We start from the raw sequence: 18634 nt of genomic DNA, 5'->3' as shown, positions 1-18634 counted from the left end.
GATTTCCTTTCGCGGAGCAGACGGTTCGGCCGGAGCGGCGCACGGAGCCTCGGCGTAGTCTACGCGAGACCCCAAACGGTCTCACCGGCGCGCGCCACGCACAAGGACTACGAACGAGATCCGGCCACCACTGCCAGCGCGAAGAGCAACGATGCGAACGCCGTGTCTATTCCCGGGTCCGATCATCTAGCCTGGTCCATGACCGACGTGGATGCCCTGTTGCCGCTTGTGCGCGGCGCCGTCGATGCCCGCCTGGATGAGGTGCTGACGCGGCTGCGCGCTCAGTGGCAAGACTCACCCGCCGTCACCGATGAGCTGTTCGCCGCCGCCGCCACAGCCCTGGCGGGCGGGAAGCGAATGCGAGCGGTGCTGGGCACGGTGGGGCTGGCCCTGGCGGGCGGAGACGCCGACCCCGCCACCGTGGCGGCCGGCCCCACCGCAGCCCGGTTGGGCGCTGCCCTGGAGCTGTACCAGGCGAGCGCGCTTGTACACGACGACGTCATCGACGCCGCCGACACCCGCCGTGGCCAGCCGGCCGCACACCGCCATTACGCGACCCGCCACCGCCAGGCCGGCTGGACCGGCTCGGCCGACGGCTACGGCGTCAGCGCCGCGATCCTCCTGGGCGACCTGCTGATATCGGCCGCCACCGCACAACTGGGCCAGGCGGCGGCCGGCTGTGAACGCGGCGCGGCGCGGGCCGCCCGGGACGCCTTCGACGCCATGACGGCCGAGGTCGCCATCGGTCAATTCCTGGACGTGCACCAAGAGGTGATGCCCCTGCCGGACCCGGCGGACCAACCGGTGGCGGCGGGCGCTGCCATGCGTGAGGACGCGCTGGAGGTGGTACGCCACAAGTCGGCCCGCTATTCGGTGATGTATCCGCTGCTGATTGGGGCGTTGCTGGCCGGCGCTGCGTCGGACGGTGAGCTGCTGGCCGCCCTGGAAGTCTTCGGTGAGGAGATCGGGATCGCCTTCCAGCTGCGCGACGATGTTCTGGCGTATTCGGCGATCCGGCCTGACGGGTAAGCCTGCCGGCGACGACCTGCGCGAGGGCAAGCGCACGGTGCTGGTGGCCCTGGCTTGGCAGCGTTGCAACGATGCGGGCCGGAAACTGCTGACCCGGGTGCTGGCCGGGGACGGGGCCGCCATGCTGCGGATGTGACCGCTGCCGCCGCACTGATCCGCGACTGCGGGGCCCTGGCCGCGCATGAGGATGAGATTGCCGCCCACACCGCAACCGGCCTGGCCGCGCTGGAGGCCGCCCCGCAGGCCCTGACGGAGCGCTCGCGGCACACGCTGCAAGGCCTGGCGGAGCTGCTGACCGCCCGGCGCAGCTGATCGTGGACGGACCGGCCGTGGACGCGCTGGGGTGCGCGGGCCCCGTACACTCAGCTACGTGACCAAGGATCCTCTCATCGGCCGGCTGGTCGACGCTCGCTACGAGATCGTCGACCGCGTCGCCCGTGGAGGCATGGCCACCATCTACCGGGCGCATGACCGCCGCCTGGACCGCATGGTGGCCCTGAAGCTGATGCACCCGCATCTGGCGGACTCCCCGGACTTCGTGGCCCGGTTCCGCCGCGAGGCCCGCGCGGCGGCGAGGCTGTCCAACCCGGGAGTGGTGGCCGTCTACGACCAGGGCAGCCTGGACGGCATCGCCTATCTGGTGATGGAGCTGGTGGAGGGCCCGAATCTGCGTGACCTGATCGCCTCCGGCCCGCTCACCGTGCGCGAGGCGCTCGGGCTTACCGCCCAGATTCTGGGGCCCCTGGGTGCCGCTCACCGTGCCGGCCTGGTCCATCGCGACGTCAAACCGGAGAACGTGTTACTGCCCGCCGACGGCTCGGTGGCCAAGGTCGCCGACTTCGGACTGGCCCGAGCCGTTACCGAGGTCGCCCAGACCACCACCGGGAACGTGTTGGGCACGGTCGCCTACCTGGCGCCGGAGCTGATCACGACCGGTTCCTCCGCGCCCTGCGCCGATGTCTTCTCCGTCGGCGTGATCCTGTATGAGCTGCTGACCGGCGCCCAGCCCTTCGAGGCAGACGCCCCCATCCAGATCGCCTTCCGCAACGTGCACGAGGACATCCCCGCCCCCTCGCTGCGGGTACCCGACCTGCCCGAGACCGTGGACACACTGGTGGCCGCGATGACGCGCCGCGATTCCCACTCCCGGCTAGCCGACGCCGATGCCGCCCTGGACCGGCTACGGCAGGTCGTCTCCACCCTGAGTGAGGCCGAGCTGGCGGTCAAACGCGGCGGCGCCACCGGATCGGTGCGCACCCAGGAGGTGCTGGCCGCCAACGCTGAGGCGGCCCGCACGGCGATGCTGGTCACCGACGGCGCCGAACCCGATGCCGATGACGAGGTCCCCGCCGACGCGGCCACACCGGGCGCCGGGCTGCGCACCGTGTCCCTGCCCATCGGCTCCATCGCCCCGGACGGTGCCGGCGGGGGCCGGGACGGCACCACGCGTGCCCTGGACCGCAGCCGACTGCCCCATGGCGGGGACGAGCGGGATACGCAGCAGGTGGCCCGCCACTCCGCGCGGCGCCCGCGTCGGCGTGCCATGATCGCCGCCGGACTGCTGTTGGCGGCCGCCGGGGGCGGGGGCGCCTGGTACTTCGCCGCCGGGCCCGGCCGCACCGTCCCGGTGCCGCAGATCCAGGGTATGAGCGCGCAGGAGGCGCAGGACGCGGTCGAGGCGGCCGGGCTGGTGTGGGGCACACCCACCCATGCCTACTCCGACACGGTGCCCGCGGACTCGGTGATTTCCTGCTCCCCCGACGCCGGCACCCGTCTGCACCTGGGCCAGGCGGTTACGCCGGTGATATCCGGCGGCATTGAGCAGAAGGTCGTGCCCGACGTCGTCGGCTCCACGCAGGAGGACGCCACCGACGCGATCGTGGACGCGGGGCTGACGCTTGGGGCGGTGACCAAGACCTACTCCGACGATGTCGCCTCCGGCATGGTGATTTCCTGCGAGCCGCAGTCGGGCACCACGGTGATCATTCCTCCGCGGTGGCGATCGTCGTGTCCCTTGGGCGCCAGCCCGCCACCGTCCCGGACGTGACCGGCATGAGCGTGGACAATGCCACCACCACGCTGGAGGCGGCCGGGCTCACGCTCGGCACTCAGTCGGAGGCCTACTCCGACGATGTGGCCTCGGGGATCATCATTTCCTCCACCCCGGCCTCGGGGGCGGAGGGCTACTACCACGGCGACGCGGTGGACGTGGTGGTGTCCAAGGGACCGGAGATGGTGAGCGTGCCTGACGTCGTGGGTATGAGCGAGAACGAAGCCGTCACCGCGCTCGAGGACGCAGGGCTCGATCCGCACGTCTCCCGCCTCATGGGCGGCTTGTTCGACACGGTCCGCTCCACCGACCCGCCTGCCGGGCAGAGCGTGGAGAAGGGATCGCAGGTGACGGTGAACGTGGTCTGAAACCCGGGTGGGGTCAGCCGCGCAGCATCTCCGCCACCTCGAATGCCATCTCCAGGGATTGCTGGTGGTTCAGCCGCGGGTCTACGAGCGTCTCGTAGCGGCGCGCCAGCCCGGCCTCGTCGATGTGCTCGCCGCCGCCGAGGACCTCGGTGACATCGTCGCCGGTGAGTTCCACGTGAATGCCGGCGGGCACGGTGCCCAGGGAGCGGTGCACCTCGAAGAAGCCGCGCACCTCGTCCATGATCGTGTCGAAGCGGCGGGTCTTGTAGCCGTTTTCGGAGGTGATGGTGTTGCCGTGCATGGGGTCAGTGATCCAGGTGACCGGCCGGCCGTCGGCGCGGACAATCTCCACCAGGGGCGGCAGCACGTCGCGGATGCGGCCCGCGCCCATGCGGGTGATCAGACTGAGCCGACCGGGGTCCCCCTCCGGGTTGAGGTGGTCGATGAGGGACAGCAGCTCATCGCGGGTCGTCGTCGGGCCGATCTTGACGCCCACCGGGTTGTGGACGCCCGCCAGCAGCGCGACATGGGCGTCGTCGGCGCCGCGGGTGCGCTCCCCCACCCACAGGAAGTGGGCGGAGGTGTCGTACAGGCGCCCGCTGCGGGAGTCCTCCCGCGTCATGGCGTCCTCGTACTCCAGCAGGAGGGCCTCGTGGGCGGCGTAGAAGTCGACCTGCCGCAGCGCCTCGAAGTCGACGCCGGCGGCTCCATGAAGCGCATGGCCCGGTCGATCTCCTCGGCGAAGGACTCGAAGCGCTTGTAGGCGGGGTTGGCGGTGAAGCCGCGGTTCCAGGAGTGGACCTCGCGCAGGTCCGCGTACCCGCCCATGGTGAAGGAGCGGATCAGGTTCAGGGTGGTGCCGGCGCGCAGGTAGGCGTCGACCATGCGCTGCGGGTCGGGGATGCGGGCCTCCGCGGTGAAGGCATGGTCGTTGACCGAGTCACCGCGGTAGGAGGGCAGGGTGACGCCGTCGCGGGTCTCGGTGTCCGAGCTGCGGGGCTTGGCGTACTGGCCGGCCATGCGGCCGATCTTGACCACCGGGGTGGAGGCGCCGTAGGTGAGCACGGCTGCCATTTGCAGGAGGGTCTGCAGCTTCAAGCGGATGTTTACGGCGGTGTTGTCGTGGAAGGACTCGGCACAGTCCCCGCCCATGAGCACGAAGGCGCGCCCCTGGGAGGCCAGCACCATCTTCTCGCGCAGTGAGTCGACCTCACCGGCGAACACCAGTGGCGGGCGGGTACGCAGGTCGGCCGCGGCGTCGGCAAGCGCCTGCGGGTCCGGGTAGCGGGGCTGTTGGGCGGCGTGGTGCTGGCGCCAGCCGGCCGCCCCGCCGGGTACCTGGAGCTCGTTCATCATGAGCTCAGCATAGGCGTGCGGAGCCCCCGCCGAACCGTCACGCCAAAAGGTGGGACGCAGGGCACGCGGCCGGGTCGGCCGGACGTGAGGGATCACGTCCGGCGACCCGCCTACCGGGAGTGCCGGGCTACTCGCGCCCGTTGCGCGCGCGTCTCAGGCCTCGCCGTCGCTGGGAGCGGCGGGCTCGAGGGTCTGGCCGAGCTCGGCCATCAGGTCAACGAACCACTGCTGGGTGATGTCGAAGGGCTTGCCGCCGGCGATCCGCTCGAAGGCGATGGCGCCGAGCTGATCGCCGTTCTCCTCGTCCTGGCCGATGACGCCGGGCTCGCCGCGCAGCGCGCACTCGACGGCCAGGTCGCACATCTGCTTGATCAGGGCCAGGTCCTGCTCGTTGGCGGCGGCGGCGCGCGAGTAGTAGCCGGACTTCTGCACCATGACCTTCTCGGCGCCGATCAGGTCGGCGAACTGACGGGCGAACCACTGACCGGGGTTGATGGTGTCGAGCTTGACGTGGCCGAAGGGGTCGCGCTGGACCTCCTCGCCCTTGGCCTCCATCTCCGCAATGATCTCGGGCACACCGGCGCCCTCGGACAGGAAGATGTTGACGTTGCCCTGCTCGTCCATGATGGCCTTGAGACGTTCGGCCTCGGCGGCGATGTCCAGTTTGGCCTCGGGCACGAAGACGGCGTGCACGTCCCAGCGTTCCTTGGTCAGGCCCAGCGAGGGGGCCCACTGACGGTCCTTGAGCAGCTCGTGGTAGCGGCGGGCGGTCTCGGCGGTGAGGTAGCCGCAGTTGCGCCCCATGCACTCGTGGACGATCAGCATGCGCGGGTTGGAACGGTGCTCGCCGATGACATTGAAGGCGAAGCCGGCGCCCTGCTCGGCGGCGGTCCAGGCGCCCAGCGACTGCCGGATCGGGACGATGTCGTTGTCGATGGTCTTGGGCAGGCCGACGACGGTCAGGTCGTAGTCGTGGTCGCGCAGGTAGGCGGCCAGGTCGGCGGCGGTGGTGTTGGTGTCGTCTCCGCCAATGGTGTGCAGCACGTCGACGCCGTCCTCGCGCAGCCGCTCGGCGGCGAAGGCGAGCGGGTCCACGCCCTCTTCGACCAGGCCGCGCTCGACCAGGTTCTTGGCGTTGGTGAGCTTGACACGCGAGTTGCCGATCGGGGAGCCGCCGTACTGACGCAGCACGCCCGCGTTCTTGCGAGCCGCCTCGTCGATGACGACGTAGTTGCCGGTGAGCAGGCCGTGGTAACCGTACTGGTAGGCGATGATCTCGACGTCGGGGGCGACCTCGGTGTAGCGCTCGATGAGGTCGCCGACGGCGGCGGAGAGACAGGGGGCGAAGCCGCCCGCGGTGAGGAGGGCGACGCGACGGATCGACATCGGAAACCTTTCGTCAGTTGATGGGGCTTGACGCGGTCATCCTACCGGGATGCCGCCGCCGTGCGGCCAGATCGTTCCACCCCAACCTCAACACCCGCCGAGACCGGCACCCGTTACGCACCGAGACCGGTGGAAGTGACGTGCCGGAACCGGCCAAGGCCGGTCGGACTACCGCCCTGGCGGCCCCAGTTGGCGATCACATATGCGTTATCATGAGTGGGTGACACAGCGCACCGAACGTGAGTGGATCCGCTTCCGTCGCCACGCGGCGGGGCTGAGCCAGCGCGAGCTTGCGGATCTTGCGGGTGTCAGCCAGCCACTCATCGCAGCCATTGAGTCCGGCGTGCGTCGTGCCTCCCGGAGCACACTGCAGCGGCTGACACAGGCGTTGCAGGTGCGTCCTTCGGACCTGCTGCACGCTGCACGCCAGGAGGTCATCGCGTTGGCCGCTGCGCATGGATGCCAAGTCATCGGAGTCTTCGGCTCCGTTGCCAGCGGCGAGGATCGCCCTGAATCAGACATCGACTTGCTGGTCCGCTTTCCAGCAGATGCGGACATCCTCGACCTGTTGGAGCTTGAGGAAGAGCTGTCGGATCTTCTGACGGTGCCCGTCGACGTGATCTCGGCCAGCAGCGGCTCAGTCGCGACGTCCGGGACTTCCCTGGAGTCGGTAGGGATATGAGTACTACATCATCGCCCACGGACCGAGTGGAACGACGCCTGGCGGATCTGAGACGCTTCGGAGCCGAGGCCGCCTTCATTGTCAGCCACGGCTTCGACGCATATGCAGCAGACTCGATGGAAGGAGCGCTGCTGCGCAATGCCGGTGAACGGGTGCTGATCAAGATCGCCACTGTCGTCGAGAAACTACCCCGGGAGTACAAGGCGCAGTTCCCCAACGTCGACTGGGTAGGGATCATGCGCATGCGAAACCTGGTCGCGCACCACTACGACAAGGTCAATGATGATCTGATGTTCCGCGCACTCGAAGTTCGCATCCCCGGCCTGCTGACCGCGCTCGGACTGTGAACGGGCTCGGCGTACTGTCCGGATTCGGCACGAACGGCGTCGGCATGCTCGGTGCGACTTGGAGAAACCGCATGGTTTCAACCCTCCCGAAAGCGCCGACCGGCGCGGACCGCTTGTTTATGCCGATCTTGGACATTTTCTTAAGCAGGGTCCGTCAGGACTCGTTCACGTGCGGCTCATCGTCCGCGTCTTGCCCGGGCGTCGCAATGTCTGCCGACGAATCAGCCGGATTCGTCTGCGCCCTCTCGGAGCCCTCGGCCTGGTCATCCTCCGATTCGGCAGCGTCATCCGGCTCCGCCGGGGGCTCGGGGATCTCGACGTCGGGGGCGGGGCGGCCGCCGGGCGCCTCCACGGGCGCGGCGGCGGGACGCTTGGCGGCCAGTTCTTCCAGCATTTCGTTAACGACTTCCTCAGCCGTCTTCTTCTCCGCGTCCATCGCCTTCTTCACGTCCGCGGCGTACAGATCCACATACTCCTGACCGGACAGGGACATCAGCGCGTACATGATCTCGTCGGTGATGGAGCGCAGCACGAAGCGGTCGTTCTCCAGGCCCTGATAGCGAGAGAAGTCCAGCGGCTCGCCGACGACGATGCCCACCCGGTGCCGGGTGGAGGGGACCACCTGACCAATGGGCTGGGCCAGGTTGGAACCAATCATGGCCACCGGGATCACCGGCGCACCAGTGGCCAGGGCGACACGCGCCACCCCGGTCTTGCCGCGGTATAGACGCCCGTCGGGGCTGCGCGTGCCCTCGGGGTAGATGCCGAACAGCTCCCCCGAGCGCAGCCGGTCGATGCCGGCCTGCAGGGCCGCCATGGAGGCCTTGCCCCCGGAACGATCCACCGGGATGGTGCCGACGGCCGTCATGAAGTTCTTCACCGCCCAGCCCTTGATGCCCTTGCCGGTGAAGTAGTCGGACTTGCCGATGAAGGCAACCTCGCGATCCATCAGCAGCGGCAGGAAGAAGGAGTCGATCACAGCCAGGTGGTTAGAGGCCAGGATGGCCGGCCCCTCGGCGGGAATGTTCTCCTCGCCGCGGATCCAGGGCTGGTACAGCATCTCCATGGCCGGGCCGACGGCGGCCTTGATACCTCGGTAACCCACTGTGGGACCTCCTGTGTGCATCCGCGGTCGGGAACTGGCCGGGCCGTCCGGGTACACGCGTCGGGCGTGTCCGCGGCTGGATCGGCTGCTGATCAAGTCTAGCCTCGCGGTGTGGTCCAACAGGTGCTCTCGCCGCCCCCGTCCGTCGGCATCGCCGTCGACCGGGGGCAGCGCGAGCCGGCGCGAACGCCGCTCCCGCAGTCTCAGCCGGTCCAGGCGGCCTTCACGGACATGGGAACGGCGCTTCGCGACGTGACCTTCGTCGTCGTCGACCTGGAGACCACCGGAGGCGGCCCGGGCGCGCACGCGATCACCGAGATCGGCGCGGTCAAGGTACGCGACGGCGTGGTCAATTCAGAATTCTCCACGCTCGTAAATCCGGGTTCCGTCATTCCCGCCCAAATCACCGTGTTGACCGGCATCACCAACGCATGGTGGTAGACGCCCCCGCGGTGGAGCAGGCGGTGGCCGCCTTCCTGGCCTGGGCACACCTGACCGAACCGACCACGGTAGCGGTCGCCCACAACGCCCGCTTCGACCTCGGACACCTGCGTGGTGCGGCCCACGCCCTCGGCCTGAACTGGCATGAGCCGGTCGTGCTGGACACACTGGCGTTGGCCCGCCGAGCCTGGGACCGCACCGAGGTACCCAACCATAAGCTGGGCACGCTCGCCGCCCTCGTGGGTTCTCCGACGGCGCCCACCCACCGCGCGCTGGACGATGCCCGCGCCACCGTGAATGTGCTGCACGCCGCCCTGGAGCGGCTCGCCCCTCAGGGCGTGACTCACCTGGAGGATCTGGCCACTGCCACCGACCCCGTACCCGCATCCCGGCGGGTTAAGAGCCGGCTCGCCGACGACCTGCCCGCCGCCCCCGGCGTGTACCAGTTCCTCTCCCCCGCCGGGCAGGTGCTGTACGTGGGCAGCGCCGTGAACCTGCACCGGCGGGTGCGCTCGTACTTCACGGCTACGGAGAAGCGCACCAAAGTGGCGCACATGCTGGACACGACCGTGGCGGTGCGGGCGATTGAGACGCCACCGAGATCGAGCGCGCGTGCGCGAGTTGCGCCTCATCGCGGAGCTGGATCCGCCGGTCAACCGCCGTTCCCGCGCCCCACAGCGCCGCCCCTGGCTGCACTTGTCCAACTCCCCGCGCCCGCATCTGGCGCTGACGACCACACTGCCGCTGGCAGAGGCGGACCGCGCCGTCGGCCCCTTCAGTTCGCGCACCGCGGCGCGGGAAGCCCAGCGGGCAGCGGAGTCGGTGCTGCGCCTGGAGGTCTGGGACGGGCGCACTGCCCGCGCGGTGCGCCGCTCCGATACACCCGCCGATGCCGATACAGCCGAGCGGGCGCTGGCGGGAGAGATCGATCTGGTGGCGCTTCCGCTGCTGGAGCGTATCGGCGAGCTGTCGGACGAGGAGCGCTACGAGGAGGCGGGACTGTGGACGCAGCGGCTGCGGGCGCTGTTGGTAGGGGCGTGCCGGGCGGAGAAGGTCCGTCCGCTGCTGACCTGCCCGCACCTGATGGCGGCCCGACGGCGCGAGCGCGGCGGCTGGGAACTAGTGACCGTGCGCTGGGGGCGCCTGGCGGGCTCGGCGGTCACTCCTCCCGGAGCGGATCCCCGCCCCACCATTGCCACGCTGCGCGCCACCGCGCAGGTGGTGGAGCGACCCGCGCGCATCGGGACGGATACGAGTGTGGAGGAGACGGCACTGCTAGCCGACTGGGTGCTGGATGCCGGGGCACGCCTGGTGGAGGTCGAGGGGCTCGACGACGCTGCCCAGGCGGACGGCACCGGCGCCGCGCTGTGTTGGCCGGTGGGAGCCGCCGCCAGACACCGGCGCGTTCTCAATGCCGAGACCTGATGCGACTGGGCTCGGCAGCGTCCCCTTTGGCAGCCGTCGGTCAGCCGGCCGGAGTCACGGAGCCGCGTCGCGCCCGCAGCGCCTTGGCCACACCCTCCTGCAGGCCGAGCGGGTCCAGGGGGCGCGGCACCACGACTTCCGCCTTGGCCCAGGCGGCCAGCCAGTCGTCCTGGGGGCGGGCGGTCAGCAGCACCACCGGGGGCCGCTGCTCGAGCTCGGTGAACAGCTCGTGCGCCAATCCCATGCCGCCGAGCTTCTTCGTCTCGGCGTCCAGTACCAGCGCGGCAAAGGGATCCTGCCCGGCCTGCTGCCGGTCCTTCATGGCCAGGCGGACACCCTCGGCGGTAGCGGCCTCGGTCCAGGACACCAGTGGCATCCCCTTGGCGGGACGGCGGCCAACGCCGTTCATCACCTGCTGACGCACGGTGGCGTCGTCGGAGAAGACGAGAAGGTCAAGGGTGGCGGGTGCTGCCTGATCGGTCATGCGGTCCTCCAGTGGACGACGGGGCTTTAGCGGTCAGTGTAATCGCGACGCGAAGCGGCGTCGCCCTCTTCAAAGCCAATCGATCACCGTCTACGATGAATTGCGTCTAGGACTTCAGTCGCACCCATGAGTGAGGCTGCGTACCGCGACGTCAGTATCGACAACCGCACACCGCGAGGCAGGACGCTATGAGCGCACCGACCGACATCAACACTCCGAAGTACACGCTGCCCGAGCTCCCCTATGACTACGCCGCCCTGGAACCGCACATCTCCGGACGCATTATGGAGCTCCACCACGATCGCCACCACGCCGCCTACGTAACCGGCGCGAACGCCGCCCTGGAGCAGCTGGCCGCGGCCCGCGCCACCGGCGATTTCGCCGCCATCAACCTGTGGGAGAAGAACCTGGCCTTCAACCTCGGCGGGCACATCAACCACTCGATCTTCTGGAAGAACCTCTCCCCCAACGGCGGCGGCGAGCCCGAGGGCGAGCTGGCCGAGGCCATCAAGGACTCCTTCGGTTCTTTCGCCGCCCTCAAGCAACAGCTGAACGCCGCCGCGCTGGGCATCCAGGGCTCGGGCTGGGCGGTACTGGCCTACGACTCCCTGTCCGGCAAGCTGGTCACCTTCCAGCTGTCCGACCAGCAGGGGAACGTACCCGTGGGGACCATCCCGCTGTTCCAGATCGACATGTGGGAGCACGCCTTCTACCTGGACTACCTCAACGTCAAGGCCGACTACCTGGCGGCCATCTGGCAGATCGTCAACTGGGAGGACGTCACCGAGCGCCTGGCGAACGCCGTCGCCCATGCCGAGGGTCTGATCGTGCGCTGAGGCCTGACCGAATCGAATACGTGCGGCGCCCCAGCCCCGTACGCAAAAGCAGTGGCCCTCCCCCGCCGACTTTCGGTGTGGGAGGGCCACAGGCGTTTGGGAGTCACCTACAGAATCGCGGCGATGTCCATGACAAAGGCCGCAGGCACTGTCTCCTGGGATTCGTCACCGGGGATAAGGAACACCACGCGGGAACCCACCGGGATATCGATCAAGGCGCCGGCGGGCGAGTTCCCCGAGATCACCATGTCTTGCGCGGCACCGGCGTCCCAGGAGGACTGCAGGGAACCCGGGTCATCCCAATTGACAAAGGCCATGTGTAGCAACACGTAGTCGCCGTCGGCAACCGGTTCCCCCGTGCCGCGCGCCAGAACGAAGGTCTCCTGCTCGGTAGGCGCTTCAGCGTCGTCCGCCACCGAGACGGTGGCTGCGGCGCCGAGGTCGCCGGAGACGGTTACGCCACGATCCGCCAGTGCCTGTTCCGCCTGGGGATCGGCAACCGCATCCTTCGATGCCGTAGCAGCTGACTCGGCAGTCTCTGTCACTTCGGAGGTCGCTACCGCATGCCTGATTTCGACAACAAACACCAGGCGCCGGACGGAGCGTTCGGCGAACTCGCCGGCTGACCGTAGCCGAGTTCCGCCGGAATGGCGATTTCCAGGCGGTCACCGACACGGTGCCCGCTCAGCCCGCAACGCCAGCCGGAGATGACCCCCTGCAGGCTGAACGGCGTCGCCTCTCCCCGCGCATAGGAGGAGTCGAAGGCCTCGGTGGCGCCCCACTCCCAGCCGGCGTAGTTGGCGATGACGATGGAGCCTCGGTCACCTCGGCGCCGTCTCCCGCGTCAAGGGTCTTGACGGTCAGGTTGGCGGGTGCGTCGCCGTCGCCCCAGGTGATGGTGGGCTCGGATCCAGCCTCCCCTTCGAGAGTGGGCAGGGAGTCGGAGTCATCGTCAATCGTCAACGTGGAGCAATCAACGCTGCTCAAGGGAGTGACGGTGGCCTCGGCCGACGCAGAGGCGCTGGCTCCCCCGGACGAATCAGAGCAGCCCACCAGGGTCAGACAAGCGGTCAGAGCCAGAGCGGGCAGGATGGTTGCGGCACGGCGCAATTGAACACTCCTCGGATGCGTGCGAATAGCGACGGGGTGAGGCGGGAAACGTGCGTCCGCTGCGCCACCCCGGCGCTTGACGGCACCGACACCCGTGTGCCGGCTGCACGTGGGACAGGACAGTCAGCGCCCGGTGTGCTCAGTGGAAGGACTCACCGCAGGCGCAGGTGCCCACGGCATTGGGGTTGTCGATGGTGAACCCCTGCTTCTCGATCGTGTCGGAGAAGTCGATGGTGGCGCCGTTCAGGTAAGGCACGCTCATACGGTCCACGACCACCTCCACGGACGCCAACTCCGCGTCGCCGGTGGCGAAAGAGCGGATGGCGTCGCCGTCCAGGACACGCTCGTCGAAGTAGAGTTGGTACACGAGCCCGGAGCAGCCGCCCGGCTGCACGGCCACGCGCAGGCGCAGATCATCGCGGCCTCCTGGATCAGCAGGCCGGCGACCTTGGCCGCGGCGGCCTCGGTGAGGAAGACCTCGTGGGTGGGAGCGGTCGTGTCGCTGGAAGCCTCGGTCACGGTGGTCTGAGCCATGTCTGTCTCCTCCTAAGGGGTGCCTTACACCGGGGCGAACACGCCGACGGTCCGAGATGTTCCCCTCACCCTACGTCGGGCCGCATGGTGAACAGGAACACCGGCGGGCGTGATGGCACTCACCGTGCCGGGTGTCTCAGGCGAGCGTGACCAGTTCGAGGTAGTCCTCGCTCCACAGGTCCTCGTCGCCGTCGGGCAGCAGCAGTACCCGATCGGGGTCCAGCGCCTTGACCGCCCCCTCGTCGTGCGTAACCAGGACGACGGCGCCGACGAACGTGCTCAGAGCACGCAGAATCTCCTCCCGGCTGGCGGGATCGAGGTTGTTGGTCGGCTCATCCAGCAGCAGCACGTTGGCGCTGGAGACCACCAGCAGGGCCAGGGCCAGTCGGGTCTTTTCCCCGCCGGACAGCACGCTGGCGGGCTTGTCGGCGTCCGCACCGGAGAACAGGAAGGAGCCCAGCACGCTGCGCACCTCGGTGTCGTCCAGGCCGGGGGCGGCGCTGCGCAGGTTCTCCACCACGGTGCGCGAATCGTCGATGGTCTCGTGCTCCTGGGCGTAGTAGCCGAGCTTGAGGCCGGTGCCGGCCACGACCTGCCCGGAGTCTGGGGGCTCAATGCCTGCGAGCAGGCGCAGGAGCGTGGTCTTCCCGGCGCCGTTGAGTCCGAGGACCACCACGCGGCTGCCGCGGTCGATGGCCAGGTCGACGCCGGCGAACACCTCCAGCGAGCCGTAGGCCTTGGACAGTCCGTCCGCGCGCAGCGGCACTTTGCCGCAGGGCGCAGGGTCGGGGAAGCGCAGGTGGGCGACCTTCTCCTGGGCGCGCTCGGCCTCCAGGCCCGCCATGAGGCGGTCGGCACGCTTGAACATCTGCTGCGCAGCCACCGCCTTGGTGGCCTTGGCGCGCATCTTCTCCCCCTGGGCGCGCAGTGCCGCCGCCTTCTTCTCGGCGTTGGCACGTTCGCGGCGACGCCGATTCTCATCGTTGGCGCGCTGCTTGAGGTAGGCGTCCCAGCCGAGGTGGTAGACGTCGAGGACACCGCGGCCGGCGTCCAGATACATGATCTGGTTGACGGTGTCGCGCAGCAGCTCGACGTCGTGGCTGATAACGATGAAGCCGCCCGAGTAGGCGCGCAGGTGGTCGCGCAGCCACAGGATCGAGTCGTGGTCCAGGTGGTTGGTGGGCTCGTCCAGGAGCAGCGTGTCGGGCTGTTGGAACAGCACCCGGGCCAGCTCCACGCGCCGGCGCTGGCCCCCGGACAGGGTGCCGATCGGCTGGTCAAGCACCCGGTCGGGCAGCCCCAGGGAGGCACAGATGCGGGCGGCCTCACTGGCGGCGGCGTAGCCGCCCGCCATGGTGAACTCGTGGTCGATCCGGGTGTAGCGGTCCAGGGCCTTGGCCTGCGCGTTGCCGGTGGTGGTAGCGATCTTCTCCTCGGCCCGGCGAATGCGTGCGAGCAGGGCGTCGATGCCGCGGGCGGACAGGACCCGGTCGCGAGTGATCTCGTTCAGGTCCCCGACCCGAGTGTCCTGCGGCAGGTAGCCGACCGAGCCGTTGCAGGTGATCAGGCCCTCGTGCTCGACGGCCTCGAGACCATGGCGCTCGTCAGCATCTGCGACCGCCTGGCTGGTGCCCTGCGCCACCGAGGCGGCGGCCAGGAGCTTGGTCATGGTGGTCTTGCCTGCCCCGTTGCGTCCGACCAGTCCGATGCGCATGCCCTTGTCCACCCGAAAGGAGGCGTCGGCTACTAGTTGCCGGGCGCCGATGCGCATGGTGAGGTTCTGGACGTTGATCACGCCCGCATGGTACGGGCATCGGGGAGGTCACCCACCCGTCGGAGCGCGACGGCCACCCCGGTTGTCCGTCACATCTTCAGGACGCGGACGAGCCCGGCGCCCCGGGAAGATCAGTCCCACCACAGCCAGGTGCCGAGCGGCCCGTGGGTCCAGTGGCGATGTAGAGGCTTGAGTTCATCGGGGTCGGCGTGAGCGTCCAACTGATAGCGCTCGGCCACGCAGCACCACACCTCCCGCAGGCCCAGGGCGACCAACGCCTCCAGTTCCTCGGCGTCGTAGGGGTCGCGATCCTCACATGCCCAGCAGTAGTCTTCATCGTCGTTGTCCTCGTCGTCGTCATCGAGGCCGTCGATCACCTCAAACAGGGCGTCGAGCAGGTCGGGGTCGGCGATCCACAGTCCTTCCACACTGACGCGTTCATCCTTTCGCTGCGGACCAATGCCGTAGCCCGATAGGCGTACCCGCCCGTCGGCGCGAATGCAGGCGCGCAAGAGGGAGCCCAGGCTGGGGCCGAGATTCTGCCGGTCGGCGAGTTGTTCGGCGGGCAGAATCTCCAGCAGGCGCCTGGCAGTGCTCGGACCCAGGTCGTGGAAGGGCGTGTAATCATCCTCCGGCGTGCCGTCGGTAATGATGCCGGCGGGGGCGAAGCGAATTGCGCCGGGATCACGGTGGAACGCAGCTCGTCACGACAGTCGGCGAGGGCGTGCCACACGCCGGCGCGTACCGTCCACCCGCGTGGCCCGTACAAGCCGGGCTCCTGGTCCCTGTCGCGCGCCGAAGGCGGTGTGGGTCGCGGTGTCGGCGGCGCCTCGGCCCCAGTGGGTGCATTGATCGGGGTGGATGCAAGCGGGGTCATGATCAGTCTCCTCAGATTGGGGTGCTACGACGGCGGCGGCGTCGCCGTCGCCTCCCAGCCTGTGCCACCCCGGGGGCCGGGCGCCGAGCCCCTGTGAATACGGATCGCCGAGGGTGCCGCGAAGCTCACCGGTGGACTTCGGTGAGTTCTCGGGCCGTCACCAGCAGACGGTCATGGGCTCACAAGCCGCTCACCAGCGGCATTCGGCGTGTCGCCCAGCGACGCGCGGTCGGGCAAGGAAATATGCCCCAGATCACCTTCAGGGGCGCTACTCTGGCGCACGGGGTCTTATGCAACCGGGCCCCTTCACCCCAGCCCGTCGGTCCCTCCCTTCGGGGCGAGGCCGGCGGCCGACGGTAAGGTCAACATGGCAACTACCACATCCGCTCCAGAAGCGATTCTTGAGGCCGTAGGCGGCCCCGAGAACATCGTCAACCTCAGCCATTGCGCCACACGATTGCGCTTTGAGCTCCAGGACGCCTCCGTGGTCGACAAGGCCACGGTCGAGAAGATCCCCGGGGTCATGGGCGCAGTGCCGCAGGCCGGCGACCGCTACCAGATCATCATCGGCGGTGCCGTCCAGGGCGTGTACGACGAGATAATGAACCTGCCCGCCATGAAGGGCGGCAAGGCGGCACAGTCCAATGCCGACGTGAAAGCCGCCGCCCGCGCCAAGGCCCGCGGCAAGAACGCCTTTGTGGACTCATTCTTCGAGTACCTGTCCGACTCCTTCCGGCCGCTGCTGCCGGTGCTGCTGGGCACCTCCCTGATCATCGCTGGCGAGGCGATGGCCGAGGCCTTCGGGCTCATCGACACCCGCGCCGAGGTCAAGCCGGCCTGGCTGGCCTTCGTGGACGCGATGTACCGTTCGGTGTTCTACTTCCTGCCGATCATGGTGGCCTACAACGCCTCCAAGAAGCTGCGGATCGACCCGTGGGTGGGCACGGCCATCATGGCAGCGCTCCTCACACCGAACTTCATCGACATGAGCAACCTTGAGAAGACGACCAATGTGGTCTGCACCCACAATGCTCTCCTCGACAAGGACTTCTGCACCGCCACAGTGTTCGGGCTGCCCATGCAGCTCAACGACTACGGTGGCCAGGTGTTCACGCCGTTGATCATGGTGGCGCTCCTGGCGCCGCTGTACAAGGGACTGACGCGGATCATCTCCCCGAACCTGCAGATGGTGTTCGTGCCCTTCCTGTCCTTCGTGATCATGATGCCGATCACGGCGTTCCTCCTCGGCCCCATCGGCATCTGGCTCGGTACGGCCCTGGGTACAGCGCTGTCTACGCTGAATACCGCCGCACCGGTCGTCTTCGCCATCATCATCCCGCTGTTGTATCCGTTCCTGGTGCCGCTGGGCCTGCACTGGCCGCTCAACGCCCTGATGCTGGCCAACCTCGACTCCTTGGGCTACGACTTCATTCAGGGCCCCATGGGTGCCTGGAACTTCGCCTGCTTCGGCGCTACCGCGGCGGTGCTGGCCATCTCCATCCGGGACCGTGACAACGAGATGCGGCAGACCGCCTTCGGCGCCCTGGTGGCCGGCCTGTTCGGCGGTATCTCCGAGCCGAGCCTGTACGGTATTCACCTGCGCTTCAAGCGCATCTACCCGCGCATGCTGGTCGGCTGCGCCGTGGGCGGTCTGGTCATTGGTCTGGGCGGCGGTGTGAACGCCAAGACCTTCGCGTTCACCTCGCTGCTGACCATCCCGGTGTTCAGCCCCATGGCCCTTTACGCGATCGGCATCGCAGCGGCCTTCTTCACCTCCTTCATCATTCTGTTCATCTCCGACTACCGCACCGCCGAGGAGAAGGCCGAAGCACTCGCGGCAGCCGGCGGCGTGGTCGAGGCCTCCCCGGAGGAGACCGCCGCCGACCTGGCGCTGGAGGCGGCGGTCAAGGCCCAGGCCGAGCAGCCCAAGCCGGCATTGGCTGAGGGCGCGGTCACCGAGCTTGTCTCCCCCGTGCGCGGCACCGTGGTGCCGCTCGCCGAAGTCGCCGACCCGGTGTTCGCCGGCGGCGCCGTCGGCCAGGGCGTCGGTATCGAACCCTCCGAGCAGCAGATCGTAGTCACCGCCCCTGCGGCCGGAACCGTGGTGGTGGCACCCGAGTCCGGGCACGCCTACGGCATCAACCTGGACTCGGGCGTCGAGGTCCTCATCCACGTCGGCCTGGACACGGTTGAGATGGAGGGCAAGGGCTTCGAGGTCCTGGTCAAGCAGGGCGACCGCGTCGCGGCGGGACAGGAGCTGGTGCGCGTGGACCGGGCCGCCGTCGAGCAGGCCGGGCACCCGCTGACCACGCCAGTGCTGATCACCAACACGGCGGCCTTCGCCTCCGTGGAGGCGATCGCCTCCGGCGAGGTCGCCCCGGGCGACCCGCTGCTGCGGCTCACCGCCTGAGCCGTGTCGGCCGGCCGACGACGCCGGTCGGACCGAGTGCCGGTGGGCGACGCCCCTCTGCGGGGCGTCGCCCACCGGCACTCTTTTGCGGCTTCGGGTTATCGGTGCGAGCGTGGTGCTTTAGAGCGGCGTGTCGTGGGGATTCCCGCTGCCGGTCTTCGCGGTTTGGACCGTTGTCCCCTGTTTGGACCGCGAAAGTCTATTTGGACCGCTGTCCCCTGTTTGGACCGCCGTTGTGTGCAACTGGGGCGGTCCAAACCGACGCGGGCGGTCCAAACCGACGCAAGGGGTCCAAACCGACGTAAGGGGTCCAAACCGACGTAAGGGGTTCAAACTCGGGGTGGCGCGGCGCATGAGTGGCTGGGCTGGAGGTGCGCCTGGCCGGGCGGTGGCAGGCAGGGGCGGCGGCCCGGCGCCAGG

15 protein-coding genes and 4 pseudogenes are annotated in these 18634 nt (G+C 68.8%); 10 read left to right on the top strand and 9 right to left on the bottom strand.

Features of this window, described 5'->3' with window-relative positions; all coding sequences use genetic code 11:
• The first annotated feature begins 198 nt into the window (after window positions 1-198).
• The 4 genes and pseudogenes from BW737_RS11390 (at window position 199) to pknB (ending at window position 3447) form a co-directional block, all read left to right on the top strand.
• Window positions 199-1029 carry a polyprenyl synthetase family protein gene (locus BW737_RS11390; protein ID WP_257210763.1) on the top strand — a complete coding sequence of 277 codons (831 nt, stop codon included), beginning with the start codon at window positions 199-201 and terminating at the stop codon, window positions 1027-1029.
• Window positions 992-1165, top strand: coding sequence for a polyprenyl synthetase family protein (locus BW737_RS18580; RefSeq protein WP_257210762.1), 174 nt, complete (start codon window positions 992-994; stop codon window positions 1163-1165). The genes BW737_RS11390 and BW737_RS18580 overlap by 38 nt, the downstream gene beginning before the upstream one ends.
• Complete coding sequence (locus BW737_RS18575; protein WP_257210761.1) at window positions 1162-1341, top strand: hypothetical protein; 180 nt, start codon at window positions 1162-1164, stop codon at window positions 1339-1341. Before BW737_RS18580 ends, BW737_RS18575 begins: the two co-directional genes overlap by 4 nt.
• Before the next feature lie 58 nt (window positions 1342-1399).
• Window positions 1400-3447, top strand: a pseudogene (gene pknB, locus BW737_RS11385) (Stk1 family PASTA domain-containing Ser/Thr kinase).
• 13 nt (window positions 3448-3460) lie between these two features.
• Here the strand turns inward: pknB and BW737_RS11380 are convergent.
• Window positions 3461-4803 (bottom strand): annotated as a pseudogene (locus BW737_RS11380) (class II 3-deoxy-7-phosphoheptulonate synthase).
• Window positions 4804-4956: 153 nt separating this feature from the next.
• Complete coding sequence (locus BW737_RS11375; RefSeq protein ID WP_086615150.1) at window positions 4957-6189, bottom strand: pyrophosphate--fructose-6-phosphate 1-phosphotransferase; 1233 nt, start codon at window positions 6187-6189, stop codon at window positions 4957-4959.
• Window positions 6190-6409: 220 nt separating this feature from the next.
• Here BW737_RS11375 and BW737_RS11370 point away from each other — a divergent pair, with 220 nt between their 5' ends.
• Window positions 6410-6871, top strand: coding sequence for a helix-turn-helix domain-containing protein (locus tag BW737_RS11370; RefSeq protein WP_257210760.1), 462 nt, complete (start codon window positions 6410-6412; stop codon window positions 6869-6871).
• Entirely contained in the window at window positions 6868-7218 is a 351-nt protein-coding gene (locus BW737_RS11365; RefSeq protein WP_180272206.1) for a HepT-like ribonuclease domain-containing protein, read from the top strand. Before BW737_RS11370 ends, BW737_RS11365 begins: the two co-directional genes overlap by 4 nt.
• A gap of 154 nt (window positions 7219-7372) precedes the next feature.
• Here the strand turns inward: BW737_RS11365 and BW737_RS11360 are convergent, their stop codons facing one another.
• Window positions 7373-8323: a lysophospholipid acyltransferase family protein gene (locus tag BW737_RS11360; protein ID WP_086615148.1), complete on the bottom strand. Its 951-nt coding sequence runs from the start codon at window positions 8321-8323 to the stop codon at window positions 7373-7375.
• Window positions 8324-8554: 231 nt separating this feature from the next.
• Here BW737_RS11360 and BW737_RS19535 point away from each other — a divergent pair.
• Together BW737_RS19535 and BW737_RS19530 are read left to right on the top strand one after the other, a co-directional pair.
• Window positions 8555-9261 (top strand): annotated as a pseudogene (locus BW737_RS19535) (exonuclease domain-containing protein); the annotation flags it as partial.
• Window positions 9262-9376: 115 nt separating this feature from the next.
• Entirely contained in the window at window positions 9377-10189 is an 813-nt protein-coding gene (locus BW737_RS19530; protein WP_338063918.1) for a hypothetical protein, read from the top strand.
• A gap of 40 nt (window positions 10190-10229) precedes the next feature.
• On the opposite strand, the gene BW737_RS11350 is transcribed toward BW737_RS19530, so the two are convergent.
• Entirely contained in the window at window positions 10230-10673 is a 444-nt protein-coding gene (locus tag BW737_RS11350) for a hypothetical protein (RefSeq protein WP_086615147.1), read from the bottom strand.
• A gap of 188 nt (window positions 10674-10861) precedes the next feature.
• Between BW737_RS11350 and BW737_RS11345 the strand changes: the two genes are divergently transcribed.
• The gene (locus tag BW737_RS11345) at window positions 10862-11509 is read left to right on the top strand and encodes a superoxide dismutase (RefSeq protein WP_086615146.1); all 648 of its coding nucleotides are present in this window, start codon (window positions 10862-10864) and stop codon (window positions 11507-11509) included.
• A 107-nt stretch (window positions 11510-11616) separates the two neighbouring features.
• Here the strand turns inward: BW737_RS11345 and BW737_RS11340 are convergent, their stop codons facing one another.
• From BW737_RS11340 to BW737_RS18565, 5 genes and pseudogenes are all read right to left on the bottom strand, one after another.
• Entirely contained in the window at window positions 11617-12054 is a 438-nt protein-coding gene (locus BW737_RS11340; protein ID WP_086615145.1) for an FKBP-type peptidyl-prolyl cis-trans isomerase, read from the bottom strand.
• Between the two features lie 11 nt (window positions 12055-12065).
• Window positions 12066-12314, bottom strand: a complete 249-nt coding sequence (locus tag BW737_RS20030) for an FKBP-type peptidyl-prolyl cis-trans isomerase (protein WP_420835748.1) — start codon at window positions 12312-12314, stop codon at window positions 12066-12068.
• Between the two features lie 444 nt (window positions 12315-12758).
• Window positions 12759-13153 (bottom strand): annotated as a pseudogene (locus BW737_RS11330) (HesB/IscA family protein).
• A 136-nt stretch (window positions 13154-13289) separates the two neighbouring features.
• Window positions 13290-14948 (bottom strand): ABC-F family ATP-binding cassette domain-containing protein, encoded by a 1659-nt coding sequence (locus tag BW737_RS11325; RefSeq protein WP_086615144.1) that lies wholly within the window; start codon window positions 14946-14948, stop codon window positions 13290-13292.
• Between the two features lie 110 nt (window positions 14949-15058).
• Window positions 15059-15439 carry a hypothetical protein gene (locus BW737_RS18565; protein ID WP_257210758.1) on the bottom strand — a complete coding sequence of 127 codons (381 nt, stop codon included), beginning with the start codon at window positions 15437-15439 and terminating at the stop codon, window positions 15059-15061.
• Window positions 15440-16171: 732 nt separating this feature from the next.
• Here BW737_RS18565 and BW737_RS11315 point away from each other — a divergent pair.
• A complete protein-coding gene (locus BW737_RS11315; RefSeq protein ID WP_086615143.1) occupies window positions 16172-18214 on the top strand; it encodes a glucose PTS transporter subunit IIA in 2043 nt (680 codons plus the stop codon).
• Window positions 18215-18634 lie beyond the last annotated feature (420 nt).

Source organism: Actinomyces ruminis (genome assembly GCF_002154335.2).
GTDB classification, from domain to species: Bacteria; Actinomycetota; Actinomycetes; order Actinomycetales; family Actinomycetaceae; genus Actinomyces; species Actinomyces ruminis.
This window is presented reverse-complemented; position numbering and strand designations above follow the sequence as displayed.

Bases quoted from the DNA above. Each gene is read 5' to 3' on its own strand.
- BW737_RS11390 (WP_257210763.1), top strand. From the start codon at position 199: ATGACCGACGTGGATGCCCTGTTGCCGCTTGTGCGCGGCGCCGTCGAT.
- BW737_RS18580 (WP_257210762.1), top strand. From the start codon at position 992: ATGTTCTGGCGTATTCGGCGATCCGGCCTGACGGGTAAGCCTGCCGGC.
- BW737_RS11375 (WP_086615150.1), bottom strand. From the start codon at position 6,189: ATGTCGATCCGTCGCGTCGCCCTCCTCACCGCGGGCGGCTTCGCCCCC.
- BW737_RS11365 (WP_180272206.1), top strand. From the start codon at position 6,868: ATGAGTACTACATCATCGCCCACGGACCGAGTGGAACGACGCCTGGCG.
- BW737_RS11350 (WP_086615147.1), bottom strand. From the start codon at position 10,673: ATGACCGATCAGGCAGCACCCGCCACCCTTGACCTTCTCGTCTTCTCC.
- BW737_RS11345 (WP_086615146.1), top strand. From the start codon at position 10,862: ATGAGCGCACCGACCGACATCAACACTCCGAAGTACACGCTGCCCGAG.
- BW737_RS11315 (WP_086615143.1), top strand. From the start codon at position 16,172: ATGGCAACTACCACATCCGCTCCAGAAGCGATTCTTGAGGCCGTAGGC.